Origin of the sequence: Nonomuraea sp. NPDC050680 (assembly GCF_040654555.1) — a bacterium.
Taxonomy (GTDB): domain Bacteria; phylum Actinomycetota; class Actinomycetes; order Streptosporangiales; family Streptosporangiaceae; genus Nonomuraea.
The window spans coordinates 773,420-789,715 of record NZ_JBFAIF010000002.1; the positions used below are offsets into that span (position 1 = coordinate 773,420).

The 16,296-nt window shown below is 68.7% G+C and carries 14 protein-coding genes; 9 read left to right on the plus strand and 5 right to left on the minus strand.

The window, feature by feature from the left end; translation table 11 throughout:
* Positions 1-312 precede the first annotated feature (312 nt).
* From ctaD to AB0H88_RS10020, 8 genes are all read left to right on the plus strand, one after another.
* Positions 313-2,025: a cytochrome c oxidase subunit I gene (gene ctaD / locus AB0H88_RS09985; protein ID WP_357642921.1), complete on the plus strand. Its 1,713-nt coding sequence runs from the start codon at positions 313-315 to the stop codon at positions 2,023-2,025.
* 112 nt (positions 2,026-2,137) lie between these two features.
* Entirely contained in the window at positions 2,138-2,371 is a 234-nt protein-coding gene (locus AB0H88_RS09990; RefSeq protein ID WP_357642922.1) for a hypothetical protein, read from the plus strand.
* Positions 2,372-2,377: 6 nt separating this feature from the next.
* Positions 2,378-4,114 carry a fumarate reductase (quinol) flavoprotein subunit gene (frdA, locus tag AB0H88_RS09995; protein ID WP_357642923.1) on the plus strand — a complete coding sequence of 579 codons (1,737 nt, stop codon included), beginning with the start codon at positions 2,378-2,380 and terminating at the stop codon, positions 4,112-4,114.
* Positions 4,107-4,868 (plus strand): succinate dehydrogenase iron-sulfur subunit, encoded by a 762-nt coding sequence (gene sdhB, locus AB0H88_RS10000; protein WP_357642924.1) that lies wholly within the window; start codon positions 4,107-4,109, stop codon positions 4,866-4,868. The genes frdA and sdhB overlap by 8 nt, the downstream gene beginning before the upstream one ends.
* Positions 4,865-5,248 carry a hypothetical protein gene (locus AB0H88_RS10005; RefSeq protein WP_357642925.1) on the plus strand — a complete coding sequence of 128 codons (384 nt, stop codon included), beginning with the start codon at positions 4,865-4,867 and terminating at the stop codon, positions 5,246-5,248. The genes sdhB and AB0H88_RS10005 overlap by 4 nt, the downstream gene beginning before the upstream one ends.
* Positions 5,245-5,586, plus strand: coding sequence for a fumarate reductase subunit FrdD (frdD, locus tag AB0H88_RS10010; RefSeq protein WP_357642926.1), 342 nt, complete (start codon positions 5,245-5,247; stop codon positions 5,584-5,586). The genes AB0H88_RS10005 and frdD overlap by 4 nt, the downstream gene beginning before the upstream one ends.
* Positions 5,587-5,698: 112 nt before the next feature.
* Complete coding sequence (locus AB0H88_RS10015; RefSeq protein WP_357642927.1) at positions 5,699-8,443, plus strand: immune inhibitor A domain-containing protein; 2,745 nt, start codon at positions 5,699-5,701, stop codon at positions 8,441-8,443.
* Between the two features lie 151 nt (positions 8,444-8,594).
* Positions 8,595-9,533, plus strand: coding sequence for a diacylglycerol kinase family protein (locus AB0H88_RS10020; protein WP_357642928.1), 939 nt, complete (start codon positions 8,595-8,597; stop codon positions 9,531-9,533).
* 10 nt (positions 9,534-9,543) lie between these two features.
* Here AB0H88_RS10020 and AB0H88_RS10025 read toward each other — a convergent pair whose 3' ends face one another.
* The 5 genes from AB0H88_RS10025 to AB0H88_RS10045 all read right to left on the minus strand — a co-directional run bounded on the left by AB0H88_RS10025 (position 9,544) and on the right by AB0H88_RS10045 (position 15,400).
* A complete protein-coding gene (locus tag AB0H88_RS10025) occupies positions 9,544-9,921 on the minus strand; it encodes a VOC family protein (RefSeq protein WP_357642929.1) in 378 nt (125 codons plus the stop codon).
* A gap of 44 nt (positions 9,922-9,965) precedes the next feature.
* The gene (locus AB0H88_RS10030; protein WP_357642930.1) at positions 9,966-10,736 is read right to left on the minus strand and encodes an SWIM zinc finger family protein; all 771 of its coding nucleotides are present in this window, start codon (positions 10,734-10,736) and stop codon (positions 9,966-9,968) included.
* Between the two features lies 1 nt (position 10,737).
* Positions 10,738-13,980, minus strand: coding sequence for an SNF2-related protein (locus AB0H88_RS10035; RefSeq protein WP_357642931.1), 3,243 nt, complete (start codon positions 13,978-13,980; stop codon positions 10,738-10,740).
* Between the two features lie 18 nt (positions 13,981-13,998).
* Positions 13,999-14,664 carry a Uma2 family endonuclease gene (locus AB0H88_RS10040; RefSeq protein ID WP_357642932.1) on the minus strand — a complete coding sequence of 222 codons (666 nt, stop codon included), beginning with the start codon at positions 14,662-14,664 and terminating at the stop codon, positions 13,999-14,001.
* Positions 14,665-14,734: 70 nt separating this feature from the next.
* Complete coding sequence (locus AB0H88_RS10045) at positions 14,735-15,400, minus strand: Uma2 family endonuclease (RefSeq protein WP_357642933.1); 666 nt, start codon at positions 15,398-15,400, stop codon at positions 14,735-14,737.
* Positions 15,401-15,475: 75 nt separating this feature from the next.
* On the opposite strand from AB0H88_RS10045, the gene AB0H88_RS10050 reads away from it, so the two are divergent.
* Positions 15,476-16,246, plus strand: coding sequence for a class I SAM-dependent methyltransferase (locus AB0H88_RS10050; protein WP_357642934.1), 771 nt, complete (start codon positions 15,476-15,478; stop codon positions 16,244-16,246).
* Positions 16,247-16,296: the final 50 nt, after the last annotated feature.

The following is a 16,296-nucleotide window of genomic DNA, read 5'->3' on the forward strand; positions in this document are numbered from 1 at the left end:
AAGGCCCGGTGGCGGTTTCCACGGAAGGGCCGGTGGAAGGTCCCACGGAAGGTCCCACGGAGGGGCCCACGGAAGGTCCGGTGGAGGGTGGGGTGGGGGACATATTGGGAAACGTTACGAGGGCCAAGGTCGGTCCACCAGCGACGATTTGGCATGGAATCCATGCGCCGCGTGCATGCCGTACGGCCCGAAAAGGGGGCACCAGGCAAAGACGTGTGCGGTGAATGTTGAAAATTGCTTCCCGTATGGCGATCGTTGGCGTGGAATTGGAGGATCGGGGGCAGAGCACACTCCGCAAAGGAGGGAGCACTCGTGACAGCTGTTCGCGAGACCTCGATCGAGCAGGTCAGACGCCGGCGCACCGGTAAGATCATCGTGTCGTGGCTGTCGACGACCGATCACAAGGTCATCGGCTATCTCTATCTGATCACCTCGTTCGGGTTCTTCCTCGTCGCGGGCATTATGGCCATGGTGATCAGGGCCGAATTGGTGCAGCCCGGGATGCAGATCGTGAGCCAGCAGCTCTACAACCAGCTGTTCACCATGCACGGCACGATCATGTTGCTGTTGTTCGCCACGCCGCTGTTCGCGGGATTCGCCAATGTGATCATGCCTTTGCAGATCGGTGCTCCTGACGTCGCGTTTCCCAGGCTCAACGCGGTCGCGTACTGGATGTTCCTGTTCGGCGGGCTGATCGTGCTGGCCGGGTTCGTCACGCCGGGCGGGGCCGCCGAATTCGGGTGGTTCGCCTATACGCCGCTCTCCACCGCCACCTTCACGCCGCACATGGGCGGCGATCTGTGGATCATGGGGCTCGCGTTGTCGGGCCTCGGGACGATTCTCGGCTCCGTCAACTTCATCACCACGATCATCGGACTGCGGGCGCCGGGCATGACGATGTTCCGGATGCCGCTGTTCACCTGGAACACCCTGCTGACCAGCATGCTCGTCCTCATGGCGTTCCCCGTGCTGGCCGCCGCGCTGCTCGTGCTCGAATCGGACCGCAAATTCGGCACGCACGTCTTCGAGGCCGCCAACGGCGGGCCGTTGATCTGGCAGCACCTGTTCTGGTTCTTCGGGCATCCCGAGGTGTACATCATCGCGCTGCCGTTCTTCGGGATCATCACCGAGGTGATCCCGGTGTTCAGCCGTAAGCCTATTTTCGGATATGGCGGGCTGGTCGGGGCGACGATCGCGATCGCCGGACTGTCGATGACCGTGTGGGCGCACCACATGTTCGCCACGGGTCAGGTGCTGCTGCCGTTCTTCTCGTTCATGACGTTCCTCATCGCGGTGCCGACAGGGGTGAAGTTCTTCAACTGGATCGGCACGATGTGGCGGGGCCATCTCTCCTTCGAGACGCCGATGCTGTTCGCGGTCGGGTTTCTCGTGACGTTCCTGCTGGGCGGCCTGACCGGGGTCATTCTGGCCTCGCCGCCGCTCGACTTCCACATCAGCGACACGTATTTCGTGGTGGCGCACTTCCATTACGTGGTGTTCGGGACCGTGGTGTTCGCCATGTTCTCGGGGTTCTACTTCTGGTGGCCGAAGATGACCGGGCGGATGCTCGACGACCGGCTGGGGAAGGTGCATTTCTGGACCCTGTTCATCGGGTTCCACACCACGTTCCTGATCCAGCACTGGCTCGGGGCGATGGGCATGCCCAGGCGCTACGCCGACTACAGCCCGGCCGACGGCTTCACCGGAATGAACGAGATCTCCTCCATCGGGGCATTCCTGCTCGGCGCTTCGACGTTGCCGTTCCTCTACAACGTCTGGAAGACGGCCAGGCGGGCGCCGAAGGTGACGCTCGACGACCCGTGGGGCTACGGCAACAGCCTGGAGTGGGCCACCTCGTGTCCGCCGCCCCGGCACAACTTCACCTTCCTCCCGCCCATCCGGTCCGAACGGCCCGCGTTCGATCTGCACTATCCGCACCTGCTGAAGGACGAACTCGAAGAGGGGGCCGGGGAAGAGGAGACTGGGGAAGAGGGTGCGAAAGAGACCGAGAAGCAGCCCGACTGACCGGCACGTGCCGAAGAGCCGCTTCGAAAGCCGGCCCAAAGCCGGGCCTTCTCCGAAGCAGATCCGGGTGCTTGTGTGGAGATGACGTTTCGCCCATCTAAGGAGATCGGCGATGACAGGCACGAAGACTCCCTTCACCCCCGAGACGGCCCCCTGCGGCAAGAAGTCCGCCGGCGAGCGCCTCGTCGACGACGACGGCTACGGCCTGGTGATCCGCGATCAGATCTTCGACTGCGGCTGCCGCAGGATCCGCCACGAGTACCACGACGGCAGCATCCACCTCTCCGCCATCCGCCATGACGGCAAGCGGGTGAAGGACCCGACACAACCCGACCACGGGAGCTGATCGCACATGATCGACGTGCTCATCGTCGGAGGAGGCGGAGCGGGTCTGCGCGCGGCCATCGCGGTCGCCGAGACGGCCCCCGCGCTCACGGTGGCGGTCGTGTCGAAGGTCTACCCGATGCGCAGCCACACGGTCTCCGCCGAAGGCGGCGCCGCCGCGGTGATCGGCGTCGGCGACACGCTCGACGAGCACTGCTACGACACGATCTCCGGCGGCGACTGGCTCTGTGACCAGGACGCGGTCGAGGCGTTCGTGGAGGAGGCGCCCCGCGAGCTGATCCAGCTGGAGCACTGGGGCTGCCCGTGGAGCCGCGAGCCGGACGGCCGGGTGGCCGTCCGTCCGTTCGGCGGGATGAAGCGGATGCGCACGTGGTACGCCGCCGACAAGACCGGTTTCCACCTTCTCCACACCTTGTTCCAAACAACACTGAAATATCGGGACATCGTGCGGTACGACGAGTGGTACGTCACCAAGCTCGTCGTCGACGACGGCCGGGTCCACGGCGTCGTGGCCGTCGAGCTGCGAACCGGCCGCATCGAGACCATCGCCGCCAGGACCGTCATCCTGGCCACCGGCGGCTGCGGCCGGGTCTTCCCCTTCACCACGAACGCCGCGATCAAGACCGGCGACGGCATGGCCCTGGCCTACCGGGCGGGCGCGCCGCTGAAGGACATGGAGTTCGTCCAGTACCACCCGACCGGCCTGCCGTTCACCGGCATTCTCATCACCGAGGCGGCCAGAGCGGAGGGCGGCTGGCTGATCAACAAGGACGGCTACCGCTACCTCCAGGACTACGACCTGGGCAAGCCCACGCCGACACCCAAGCTGCGCAGTATGGAGCTGGGGCCGCGCGACCGCCTGTCCCAGGCGTTCGTGCACGAGCAGCAGCTGGGCCGCACGGTCGACACTCCGTACGGGCCGGTCGTCTACCTGGACCTGCGCCACCTCGGCGAGGGCAAGATCGAGGCCCGCATCCCGTTCGTCCGCGAGCTGTGCAAGAGCTACCAGAACCTCGACCCGGCCACCGACCTCATCCCGGTCCGTCCGGTCGTGCACTACATGATGGGCGGCGTCCACACCGACCTCGACGGCGCCACTCCGGTCGCCGGGCTGTTCGCGGCCGGTGAGACCGCGTGCGTCAGCATTAACGGCGCCAACCGGCTCGGCTCGAACTCGCTGCCGGAGATCCTCGTGTTCGGCAGAAGGGCGGGCCTGGCCGCCGCCAGGTTCGCGAAAGAGCACAAAGAGCTGGGCGAGCACCAGGCCGTACGGACGCAGGGGGACGACGAGCGGCGGCGGCTGGAACGCGCGCGAGACGCGTCGGGCAAGGGCGAGCGGATCGCCGACCTGCGCGAGGAGATGCAGCACACGCTGGAGGGCGCGGCCGGGATCTACCGGACCGGCGGCGTGCTCGCCAGAGCCGTCGACACCCTCGCCGAGCTGCGCGAACGCGCGGCAGAGGCGCGCGTCGACGACTCCAGCACGACGTTCAACACCGAGCTGATCAACCTGCAGGAGCTGCACACCATGCTCGACGTCGCGCAGGCCATCGTCGCCTGCGCGCTCAACCGGAAGGAGTCGCGCGGCGCGCACCAGCGCACCGACTTCTCCGCCAGGGACGACACCACCTATCTCGCGCACTCGCTGGTGCACCGCGCGCCCGACGGGACGCCGTCGGTCGGCCTGCTGCCCGTGACGATCACCCGCTGGCCTCCGGGGGAAAGGGTCTATGGACGTGACTGACACCGAAGAGTCCGTACGGCAGGCCGCGGCCACCCGCACGATCCGGCTGGAGATCGCCCGCTACCGGCCGGGACAGGACAGCGAGCCGGTGTTCCAGGGCTACGACGTGCCGCTGACGGCCGACTGGGCGGTGCTCGACGGCCTGAACTACGTCAAGGACCGGCTCGACGGCAGCCTGTCGTTCCGCTGGTCGTGCCGGATGGGCATCTGCGGCTCGTGCGGCATGACCGTCAACGGCGAGCCCCGGCTGACCTGCGGGACCTTCCTCACCGAGTACGGCGACGGGCCGATCAGGATCGAGCCGCTCAAGGGCTTCCCGGTGATCAGGGACCTGATCGTGGACATCGACGACTTCCTGGCCAAGCTGTCGTCGGTGCGGCCGTGGCTCATCAGGGAGGGCGAGGAGTTGCCGCTGACCACGGAGTACGCGCAGACGCCCGAGCAGCTCGACGCCTACAAGCAGTACAGCATGTGCATCAACTGCATGCTCTGCTATTCGGCCTGCCCGGTGTACGTGCTCAATCCCGACTTCCTCGGGCCGGCCGCGATCGCGCTGGCGCAGCGCTACAACCTCGACTCCCGGGACATGGGTGATCGCTTCGACGTGCTCAACCTGGAGGAGGCGGTCTGGGGCTGCACGTTCGTCGGAGAGTGCACGCGGGTCTGTCCCAAGCACGTGGACCCGGCCGAGGCGATCCAGCGCGGCAAGCTGACCGCCGCCCTGCGCTCGGTACTGCCCTGGAGCAAGCGATGACGAGCGCGTACCGGCCGCCGCGGGACGCGTTCTGGTTCGCCCGTACCCGTAACTACACGATCTTCGTCCTGCGCGAGCTGACCAGTGTGCTGGTCGCGTGGACGATCGTCTTCCTGCTCCTGCTGGTCGGCGCCCTGCTGGGCGGCACCTTCCAGGACTTCACCGCCCTGGCCGCCCAGCCCTGGATGATCGCCGTCAACGTGGTGGCCCTGGTCGCGACCGTCTTCCACGCCGTCACGTTCCTGAACCTGGCCCCGAAGGCCACCGTGGTCCGGCTCGACGGCTGGCGGGTGCCCGCCTGGATGATCCAGGGCGGCAACCATTCGGCGTGGCTGGCGCTGTCCGTCCTGATCGCCTACTTCATCCTGAGGTCACCGTGAAGCGGACGATAGAGCCGTACCTGTGGCTGCTCTTCAGCGGCGGGGGAGTGGCCGCGGCGCTGCTGCTGCCGGTGCTGGTCCTGCTGTTCGGCGTGCTCATGCCGCTCGGTGTGATCGACTGGCCGACCGTCGCGCACCTGCGCGCGCTCCTGGACAACGTCCTGGTACGGCTCGCGCTGCTCGTGGTCATCGTGCTGTGCCTGTTCCACGCCGCGCACCGGATCCGGTTCACCAGCGAGGAACTGTTCGGCATCGCCCGGTACGACCTGCTGATCGCGGTGCTCTGCTACGGCGGGGCGATCGTGGGTGGTGTGACTGGGGCGCTGCTTTTGTTCTAGTTTCATCACATTTCGACCGGGCTCTTTACCTTTGCTTTACTCACCCTCTAAATTCCGGCATTGCACACCCTGTGGCCATGCGCCCGGCGATCCCGGGCAGAGAGGGTTATCAGTGCCCAGCACAAAGCGTCTGTTAGCCGCATTACCCGCGGTCGCCCTCCTCGGCGCCGCGCTGACGGTCCCCGCCGCCCCTGCCTCTGCTGCCAGGTACGAGCCGGGCGCGTCTGACTTCTACATCAACTATGCGCCGCCCCGCGTCGAAGAGACGCCCGACGAGCCCCTCCTGCCCAACCAGAAGGCCCGCTCGCTCAGCCCGGCGCAGAAGACCGACAGGAAGTTCACCAGCGGCAACCCGGCCGCCGCCCGCGTGCTCGCGGCCCGCGAGAACGAGGCGATCAAGACCGGTCGCAACCCCGCTGACTTCATCTTCAAGAAGTCCAAGCAGACCCGCGTCGCCAAGCTGCTGACCGTACTGGTCGAGTTCAACGAGCAGGCCAACGACGACTTCTCCGGCTACAACCGCCTGCGCACGGTCGACAGCGCGCCCGACGACTGCGTGGTCGAGCCCGCGGGCACCGTCAAGAACGGCCCGCTGCACAACAACATCCCCGACCCCGCGACGTTGCCGCACAAGGACAACAACAGCTTCTGGGTCAAGGACTTCAGCACCTCGCACTTCAACACGATGCTCTACACCGACCAGGGCATCACCCAGCGCGTACGTCCCGACCTGAAGGACCCGCGCGACGGCCGCCCCGGCATCGACATCTCCGGCTTCACCATGAAGAAGATGTACGAGGAGATGTCCAAGGGCGCCTACTCGGTCACCGGCTCCGCGGTCGGCTGGATCAAGGCGCCTCACTCCGAGGCCTGGTACGGCGCGGCGGCCTGCGGCGGCGTTCCCCAGGACATGACCGGCCACCCGGACAACCCGCTCGGCGCGGGCCAGCTCGCGATCGACACGGTGGACGCGCTGGCCAAGAGCCAGCCGAACTTCCCGTGGGCCGACTACGACGTCGAGGACGTCTCCGACGTCGACGGTGACGGCAACTTCAGCGAGCCCGACGGCGTCATCGACCACCTGGTCATGGTGCACGCGGGCAAGGACAAGTCGTCCGACGGCGGCGCCGAGGGCACGTATGCGATCTGGGCGCACTCCAGCGCGGTGGCCGGCGGCTACAAGATCCCCGGCACCGACAAGAAGATCTCCAACTACATCGTGCAGCCGGAGGACTCCGGCGTCGGCGTCTTCGCCCACGAGTACGGCCACGACCTCGGTCTGCCCGACCTGTACGACACCTCGGGCCAGGCCAGCTCCGCCGTCGACTTCTGGGACCTGATGTCCAGCGGCTCGCACTCCGGCCCGATCTTCCAGTCCATGCCGACCCACATGGGTCTGTGGGACAAGTGGGTGCTCGGCTGGGCGAACCCGAAGACGTTCAACCCGGGCGACGCCGCCAAGCTGGTCACCGTCGGACAGTCGTCGCGGACGCCCAAGCTCACCCAGGACGGCGTCCGGGTGAACCTGGCCTCCACGCCGCTGAAGATGATCGACCCGCACAGCGGCGCCAACGCCTGGTGGTCCGGGCTGGACCAGGAATGGGCGGACGTCAAGCTGACCCGTGACGTGGCGGTGCCCGCCGGGACCGACCTGCGGTTCTGGATGTGGAACAACTACGAGATCGAGCAGGACTGGGACTTCGGCTTCATCGAGGTCTCGACCGACGGCGGCGAGACCTGGACCCAGCAGAAGGTCTACGACGAGGCGGGCAACGAGGTCAGCACGCCCGACGGCTACCCGGACCCGAACAAGAACCTCAAGACCTTCGGCGACAAGAAGTACGGGCTCACCGGCAACACCGACGGCTGGCGGCACGACTACGTCAACCTGACCGCGTTCGCCGGTAAGACGATCAAGCTGCGCCTCGCGTACAACACCGACGCGGCCTTCACCCCGCGCGGCTGGCACGCCGACGACTTCCAGCTCACCAACGGCGGCACCGCCGTGTGGAGCGACGACGTCGAAGGCGGCGAGAACGGCTGGAAGGCCATCGGCGGCACGCACACCAACACGAGCGGCCAGGGCTGGACGATCAACAACGGCTCGCGCGAGGTGTCCCGCTTCTACCTGGCGGAGTGGCGCAACTTCGACGGCTTCGACAAGGGCCTGCAGTACGCCTACGACACCAACTACTCCCGTGACGGGGCGTGGAAGGTGGAGAAGGTCAAGTACAACGCCCCCGGCCTGCTGGTCTGGTACCGCGACTCGACGTACACCAACAACTCGCTGTCCAACAACCTCGATCTCCAGCCGAGCATCGGGTCGAAGGGCAGCCTGCTGGTCGTGGACTCGCACTTCGATCCGCTGCGCCGCACCGGCACCGCGGCGCAGAAGGACCCGACGCGGCACAAGAACCTCGAGGGCCGCACCCAGTCGTCCAACGCGGCGTTCTCCTTCGGGAAGACGTATCCGCTCAAGGAGTGCCTGGAGGCGGCGGACGAGCCGTTCAGCGAGTACTGCACGGACGTCCCGGCGTTGAAGGGCGTGCCGAACTTCACCGACGCCAAGACCTGGTACCCGGGCCTGGAACTGCAGAACGGCAGCCTGTTCTACCGCGACTTCGACGCGTCGGTGGTCGTCCCGTCCAAGGGCGACCAGCCGTACAGCACCCGCGTCGTGAACGTCGACGGAACCCCGGCCACCGAGCTGTACGGCACGGACCTGGGGGGCGGCCACGTGGCCGGCACCGGCAACCCGGGTGACGAGGGCAAGGCGCTCGGCGTCCAGTTCAAGCTGGTCTCGCCGCTGCCCGGCAACCTGGGCGCCATCGTCCAGGTGATCCCGCCGAAGAAGTAACAAGCCATCCGGCTGAAGAAGCAAATCGAGGGGCCGTCGGGACATCCGGCGGCCCCTTCGGCTGGCCCCAGGGAACGCCCCACCCACCCACGGCCGGCCGCGTTCAGCGGTCGGCCACAGGTAGCGCTCCGCGCACCTACCATTGATGACCATGAGCGAATTGCGTACCAAGACCGAGCACACCGAGGCGATCCTCCAGGACCGCCGGGTGGCGGTGGTGGTCAACACTCGCTCGCGCCGGGGTCGCCGGCACTACTTCGAGGTGATCGACCAGATCCACGCCCTCGGCTTCGAGCCGCAGGCAGAGCTGTCGGTCTCCAACCCCAAGCGGCTGCGCGCCCTGCTCGACCAGGCTCTCGAGACCCGGCCCGACCTGTTGATCGTCGGTGGCGGCGACGGCACGCTGTCCTCGGCGGTCCGCCACGTGGCCCACCGTGACGTGGCGCTCGGCGTGCTCCCGCTGGGCACCACCAACAACTTCGCCCGCAGCCTCGGCCTGCCGCTCGATCTGGCCGGGGCGGTCGGGGTGTTCGCCACCGGCAAGGTGGCCGACATCGACCTCGGCATGGCGGGTGACCGGCCGTTCGCCAACCTGGCCAGCTTCGGCGTGTCCGTCGAGGTGGCGGGCACGGTCAAGCCGTGGCTCAAGCGCATCCTCGGCCGTCCGGCCTACCCGCTGACCGCGCTGCGGGTCCTGCCCGGCCACCGGCCGTTCCGCGCGTACATCACGGTCGACGGCACGCGCCACGAGTTGTTCACCCACCAGCTCAACATCGCCAACGGCCGCTTCCACGGCGGCTGGCAGCTGGCCAAGGACGTCAGCATCGACAACGGCATGCTGGTCGCCTACCAGCTCGGCTCGGGCAAGAAGCTGCGGCTGCTCGGCGAGACGCTGGTGCGCGCCACGACCGGCCGCTGGCGCAGCCTGGCGGGCGGGCCGTTCGTGATGGGCAGGGAGATGCTGCTGGAGACCGACCCGCCGATGGCGGCCGACGTCGATGGCGAAGTGCGCCTGCGCACCCCGATCCGGCTCCGCGTGGTGCCCAACGGGGTGCGCGTCATGGTGCCCGCCGACTTCGACGACCGCTAGGACGTGGCGACTAGTCGTTCAAGCGTCGGCGCAGGAGACAGAACTCGTTGCCTTCGGGGTCGGCCAGAACGTACCAGGACTCCTCGCCCGTCTGTCCGACGTCGGCGGGCTTGGCGCCGGCGGCCAGCAGGCGCTCAAGCTCGGCATCCTGGTCGCGGTCGGTGGGGTTCACGTCGATATGCAGCGGCAGTTTTCCGGTTTTCGGATGGTCGTCCGGGCTGAGGACGAGCGTCGGCTGGAGGCCGCCGAAGCCTTCGGCCTCAGGACCGATCTCGATGCTGCCTTCCTCCCGACCGAGAATGACGTAGCCGAGCACCTCACACCAGAACGCGGCCAGGCGTTCGGGATCTCGACAGTCGATCACCAATTCACTGATACGGCATGCCATCCGGTGGCGATACCCCCGTTGGCTCTCAGCATGCGCTCGTAGCGTCAGGCGGGGGGCTCGCCGAGGCGGCGGTACGCGGCGGCCAAGGGGTCCGCCAGATCGCGCGGCGGTGGGAAGACGCGGGGCAGGAGATCGGACGCCGCCGCGGCCGGACGGCGTTCGGGCCGGTGGGCGGTGGCGCCCGGGGCGTAGAAGTCGGCCAGCCGGTCGGCGAACGGCACGTCCCGCACCGCGATCGGCTCCGGCTCCGGATCGGCCAGCGACCCCAGCAGCCGCTCGCGGCTGCGCCCGCGCCAGGCCAGCACCAGGAACGGATCGTCGTCGAACGACTCCGCCAGTAGGTACAGCACCGCCGACAGGTGCTTGCACGGCAGACCCCAGTCGGGGCACGAGCACTCCATGTCCAGGTCCCGGGGGAACAGGTCGATGCCCAGCGCGGCGAACAGCTCCTCGATCTCCGTCGGCATCTCACCGGCCAGCAGCTTCGCCCGGTAGACGGCCTGCGCCGCGATCGCCTCCTCGATGGCGGTCCAGCGCGCCTCGTCGTACGCCTCGATCTCGATCCTGATGTCGTACGGCCTGCGCCGCGAGCCCTGGACGGCCGCCGTGACCAGGCCGGGGGCGAGGTCTATCGACAGGACCTGGCCCGCGCGGGCGTAGGCGCGGCCCCGGGACAGGCGGCCCTTGTCGCAGACGCGCTCCAGGATGTCGATGAAGCGCCGCGACCACCAGGTGGAGCCGATCGAACCCCGCTGTGTGCGCGCCCGCAGGCCGCCCTCGACTTTGATCGGTTTGGCGGCCTCGAACCATGCCATTTCAGCTCACCGCCTCGGCGGTCAGGCGGAAGACCTCACGCAACTCGCCGGTGGACAGGTCGGTCAGCCAGTCTTCGCCGGTGCCGACCACGCTCTCGGCCAGGGCCTTCTTGCGCTCGATCATCTCGTCCACGCGTTCCTCCAGGGTGCCCGCGCAGATGAGCTTGCGCACCTGTACGTTCTTGCGCTGCCCGATCCGGAAGGCACGGTCGGTGGCCTGGTCCTCGACCGCGGGGTTCCACCAGCGGTCCACGTGGATCACGTGATTGGCCGCCGTCAGGTTGAGGCCGACGCCCGCGGCCTTGAGCGACAGCAGGAACAGCATCGGCTCGTCGTCATGCTGGAAACGCTCGACCAGGCGGTCGCGCGTCTTCTTGGGCAGGCCGCCGTGCAGCCAGAGCACCGGCCGCTCGAGCCGCTGCGCGAGGTAGGGCTGAAGCATCGTCCCGAACTCCGCGTATTGGGTGAACACCAGCGCCTTCTCGCCCTCGGCCACGATCTCCTCCGCGAGCTGCTCCAGCCGGGCCAGCTTGCCCGACCTGCCCGACAGGAGAGAGCCGTCCTTGAGCAGGTGGGCAGGGTGGTTGCAGACCTGCTTGAGCCGGGCCATGGCGGTCAGCACCAGGCCGCGGCGCTCGATGCCCTCGCTGTCGTCGATCCTGCCCAGCATGTCCTCGACGACGGCCTGGTAGAGGCTGGCCTGCTCGGGCGTGAGCGGGCACCATTCCTTGACCTCCATCTTCTCCGGCAGGTCGGAGATGATCGACTTGTCGGTCTTGACGCGGCGCAGCACGAACGGACCGGTCGCCCGTTTGAGCGCCCGCATGGCCTGCTCGTCCTGGCGCGCCTCGATCGGCTCCTGGAACCGGGTCCTGAACCGCGAGCGCGGCCCGAGCAGCCCCGGATTGGCGAACTCCATGATCGACCAGAGCTCGGCGAGATGGTTCTCGACCGGCGTCCCGGTCAGGGCCAGCCGCGTGCCGGTGGGGATCGCCCGGACCGCCTGGGACTGCAGGGTGCCGCTGTTCTTGATCGCCTGGGCCTCGTCACAGACCACCCGCCGCCACTCGACCTGCCGCAGCGTCTCCAGGTCGCGCTGGGCCGTGCCGTACGTGGTGATCACCAGGTCGGCGTCGCTGATCGCCTCGGCGTCCCGGCCGCTGCCGTGGTGCACATAGACCCGCAACCCCGGCGCGAACCTGGCCGCCTCCCGCTCCCAGTTGCCCACCAGCGACATCGGGCACACCAGCAGCGTCGGCGTGTCGGCCTGCTCGTGGACCAGCAACGCCAGCGTGGTGACCGTTTTGCCCAGCCCCATGTCGTCGGCCAGGACCCCGCCCAGCCCCAGCTCCGACAGGAAGCTCAGCCAGGCCAGCCCGCGCTCCTGGTAGGGCCGCAGCGTCGCGTCCAGGCCGCTGGGCGTGGCCATCGGCTGGAGCCGCCGCTCGGCCTGGCCGGACAGCAGATCGCCGAGCACGCCGTCGGCGTCGACCTCCAGCAGTGGCAGCTCGTCGTCGCCCTGGACCACATGGCGCAGCAGGTCGGCGGCGGGCAGCTCGCCGGCGCGCTCGCCGCCGACGGCTTTCAGCGCGGCCTTGAGCTGACGGTCGTCGAGCTCCACCCACTGCCCGCGGACGCGTACCAGCGGCACCTTCAGTCTGGCCAGCTCGGCCAGCTCCGCCTCGCTGATCGTCTCGCCGCCGACCGCGAGGTCGATCCGGAAGTCCACCAGCTCGCGCAGCCCGAACCCCTGAGCGGTGGCCGCGCTCTGCTTCTTGGTGCGGGTGGTCAGCTTCAGCCCCAGCCTCGTGCGACCGGCCCAGCGCGGCAGCTGCACCCCGAACCCGGCGGCCTGCAACAGCGGCGCCGCCTGCCGCAGGAACTCGAACGCGCCCGCCGTGTCCAGCTCCAGCCCGGTCGGCTCGGCGACCCGAAGGGCCCGGTCGAGGTCGGGGTAGAGGCGTACGGCACGGCCCAGCCCGGCCAGCAGTTCGCGCTCCGGACTCCTGGGCAGGCCGGGCACCGGTTCGCCACTCCACACCCGTTCGGCGCGTACGTAGAGGCTGGGATCGTCGGCGGCCTGCAACGCGATCTCCACCCGCCAGCCACGGGCCTCGTCAGCGCCGGTGCTTGCGGTGCCGCCAGCGTGGTCGGCGCCATCGGCGGGGGCGGTGCCGTCCAGGCGGTCGAGGTCGTCGGTGGGGGTGGTGCCGTCCAGGCGGTCGAGGTCGTCGGTGGGGGTGGTGCCGTCCAGGCGGTCGAGGTCGTCGGCGGGGGCGGTGCGGTCGAGGTCGCCGATGGGTTCGAGCAGGCGGAAGCACACCTTGGCGGCCCCGTCCGCGGCAGCCACGGACGCCCGCCACTCCTCCAGCTCACGGCGCCGCTGCGGGCTGTCCGGGCAGCTGTCGTCGGCACCGGTCAGCGCCGCCAGCCACCGCTCCTGGTCCGTACGGGGGCCGGTCACGAGCGGCTCGGTGAGCGCCGCCCTGACGAGCGCGTCGGCGAACGCGTCGAGCGCCGCCCCGAGCACCTCCACGGAGGGCCGCTCGATCTCGGAGGTACGGCAGGCGGGCGGCATGGCAAGGGCGAGGTCCCGGAAGTAGGCGGCGTCGGCCCCGGTCAGCACCGGCCGCCACACCGCCCGGCCACCGGTCTCTTCCGGGTGCTGCCGGGCGTGCGGAATGAGCTGGGGGATGACCCGGCCCCGCCCTACGAGATCGCGTGCGAACTCGGCGACCACGCTCCAGTGGCGTACGGTGGCGGCGCCGGAGTGTTCGGCGAGCAGCCGCAGCGCGTCATCGGTGGCCGGGACGACGGCGGGCACCTCCCACAGATGCAGGCGCGGCCGGGCGACCCCCGACAGGCGCCCGGCTTCGGGCGAGGCCAACGGCTCCTTGGTGGAGCCGGGCAGGAGCAACCGCAGAGCGCGCACGCGGCTGTCCACGCGCACGGGGCCGTCCACATGCACAGGGCCGTCCAGCGGGACCGGAGGCAGCCGATCGGCCGGCCCCCGCTCTGTGAGCGCCTCCCGCGGACCCTCGGCGGAGGAGGCGTGGTCACGGAACGCGACGGCCGGGGCAGGCGCGAGGCCGAGCAGATCGCCGAGCGCGGCAGCGGTCGCGGCGAACGGATGCGGCCGCACGACGACTCCCGCGGGCGTGCCGGCGGATTGCGAGGTGCCGTCGGAGTCCTCTGCCCAGAACGCGAGGGCGTCTCCCGCCCAGACTCCGTGTACGACCAGCATCTCGGCAGAGTACCTCGCCTAGCGGAAGATCAGCTCGGTCTCGAGCGTGACCCCGAACGGCTCCGGCAGGAGCAGCGGCTGCCCGGCAAGACAGATGATCGAGATGCGGTATTCGCCCTCGGAGTGACCACAGAACAACCTGACCGACGGCGGGGTGGAGAAGTCGTCGAGGATCAACATCATCGGGACGCCCGCTCGCGCGTACTCGACGGGCTTGACTTCCAGATCGTCGTCCCGGCCCCCGGGAGACACCACTTCGACGGCCATCAGCGTGCCGTGTCCGTACGCTTGGCTGTCGTCGAACTCGGCGCTCCCCGGCGGGGCGATCAGGAGGTCGGGCAGCCGCTTGTCACCACGCTCGGGCGGAATGTGGACCGCCCAGTGCTGGTAGAACTCCCAGCCGTTCTTCCGCTTGACGTCGTGGAGCTGGTCCGCCAGGCGATCGACCAACACGCAATGCCGTCTCTTGACCCGCGGGCTCACATAGATTCTTCCATCGACGATTTCCGGCCTCAGTCCTTGGCCGACGAGCCTCTCCCACACCTGTTCGCGGCGGAGCTCGTCGTCGGTGGGTCCCAAGGCGCCCCATCCAGGGCCCCATGCGGGTGCGGCGATCGGCGGGCGCTCTGGACCCAGGGCGGCGTCGTGCCCGTGTGCCTTTCCGCACGTGCTGCCGGTGGCCATGCGGTCATCCTTTCGCTCGCGTCATCAAGCTGCTCCGACCCCGTACCTGCGCCCCGGCAGGGTGTCTTGCTCAGCGGAAGATCAGGCCGGTGTCGAGCACGACCCCGAACGGCTCCGGCAGCTTCACCGGCTCGCCTTCATCCACCTTGGCCATGCTGCGATATTCGCCATCACGCGGGTCCGACAGCAGGGTGACCGACCGAGGGTCGGAGAATTCGTCGACGATCAGCATGATGGGTATGCCTGCCCGGGCGTATTCGGCGGGCTTGACTTGCAGATCATCGGTCCGATTGTCGGAGGAGGTGATCTCGACGACCAGGAGCGTGCCATGGCCGTAGGCCTGGTTCTCGTCGAACTCGGGACTGTCCGGTGGTGCGACCAGCAGATCGGGAAGCCGTTTGTCGCCTCGATGGGGCGGGATGTGAACGGCCCAGGTCTGGTAGAACTCCCAGCCCTTGTCGAGCGCGAGCTCGAAGAGCTGCATCTGAACGCGGTGGACCAGCTGCGCATGGCGCCTCTTCGTCCAGGGGCTCACTACGATCCTTCCACGGATGATCTCGGCTCTCCAACCCTCTCCGATGAGGGTTTGCCAGAGCTGTTCGCGCTTGAGCTCGGTCTGGGTCGGTCCTGACCGTCCCCAGCCCGGTCCCCACGCGGGCGAAGGCCGGGAGTCGCAGCCGGGCTCAGGCGCGGGTGCACGCCTGCGTGTCTTTCTGCGCGTAGTGCCGGTGGCCATGGCGGTCATCCTTTCGCTCGCGTCATCGGAAATACTACACTGCGTGACCGTTGTTTTACTCTGTGAAAGGTCTTCATGATGGGGTTCTCAGCAGGCGAGAAAAGGTGGCGGGAGCGGCTGGGCAGCCTGCGTGACGTGGTCAGGCAGGAGCTGGTGAGCCGCCAGTTGGCGGCCCATCTCCCGCCCGCCCCCGCCGGAGTGCTGGACGTCGGCTGCGGGCAGGGCACCCAGGCGCTCAGGATCGCCGCCCAGGGGCATCGGGTGACCGCGCTCGACGCCTCCAGCGATCTGCTCGGGCTGCTGGAAGAGCAGGTCGAGCCGGGGATGGCCATCGAGGTCGTGCACGCGCCCGCCGAGCGGCTGGGCGAGCTGTTCGAGCCCGGGAGCTTCGACGTGGTCCTCTGCCATGGCGTGCTCATGTACTTCGACGACCCCGACCCGCTGCTGGCCGACATGGCGGAGGTGCTCGCGCCCGGCGGGGTGCTGTCCCTGCTCGTGCGCAACGGCGACGCGCTGGCCATGCGGCCCGGGATGACGGGGGACTGGGCGGCGGCCAGGGAGGCGTTCGACGCGGACGCGTACACCAACCGCCTGGGCGTCCGGGCTCGGGCCGATCGGTTCGACGACCTGACGCGGCGCCTGGCCGTACGAGGGCTGGGCGTCCGGCAGTGGTACGGCGTGCGGGTGCTCACGGACCTGGCGGCCGACGACGCGCCCCTCCCCGATGACCTGGACCTCCTGCTGGAGTGCGAGGAGCGGGCCGGGGCGAGCGACCCCTACCGGCGGGTGGCCCCGCTGACCCACTTCATCGCGCAGCCCGGCGATTCCGGTGATGCCCGCACCTGAAGTTCCGCTTCATCGCGTAGCCCGGCGATTCCGGTGATGCCCGCACATGA

Excerpts from the sequence above, each read along its gene's own strand:
- AB0H88_RS10025 (WP_357642929.1), bottom strand. The coding sequence starts at position 9,921 with ATGGCATGCCGTATCAGTGAATTGGTGATCGACTGTCGAGATCCCGAA.
- AB0H88_RS09990 (WP_357642922.1), top strand. The coding sequence starts at position 2,138 with ATGACAGGCACGAAGACTCCCTTCACCCCCGAGACGGCCCCCTGCGGC.
- AB0H88_RS10030 (WP_357642930.1), bottom strand. The coding sequence starts at position 10,736 with ATGGCATGGTTCGAGGCCGCCAAACCGATCAAAGTCGAGGGCGGCCTG.
- frdA (WP_357642923.1), top strand. The coding sequence starts at position 2,378 with ATGATCGACGTGCTCATCGTCGGAGGAGGCGGAGCGGGTCTGCGCGCG.
- AB0H88_RS10045 (WP_357642933.1), bottom strand. The coding sequence starts at position 15,400 with ATGGCCACCGGCACTACGCGCAGAAAGACACGCAGGCGTGCACCCGCG.
- AB0H88_RS10005 (WP_357642925.1), top strand. The coding sequence starts at position 4,865 with ATGACGAGCGCGTACCGGCCGCCGCGGGACGCGTTCTGGTTCGCCCGT.
- AB0H88_RS10040 (WP_357642932.1), bottom strand. The coding sequence starts at position 14,664 with ATGGCCACCGGCAGCACGTGCGGAAAGGCACACGGGCACGACGCCGCC.
- AB0H88_RS10050 (WP_357642934.1), top strand. The coding sequence starts at position 15,476 with ATGATGGGGTTCTCAGCAGGCGAGAAAAGGTGGCGGGAGCGGCTGGGC.
- AB0H88_RS10035 (WP_357642931.1), bottom strand. The coding sequence starts at position 13,980 with ATGCTGGTCGTACACGGAGTCTGGGCGGGAGACGCCCTCGCGTTCTGG.
- AB0H88_RS10020 (WP_357642928.1), top strand. The coding sequence starts at position 8,595 with ATGAGCGAATTGCGTACCAAGACCGAGCACACCGAGGCGATCCTCCAG.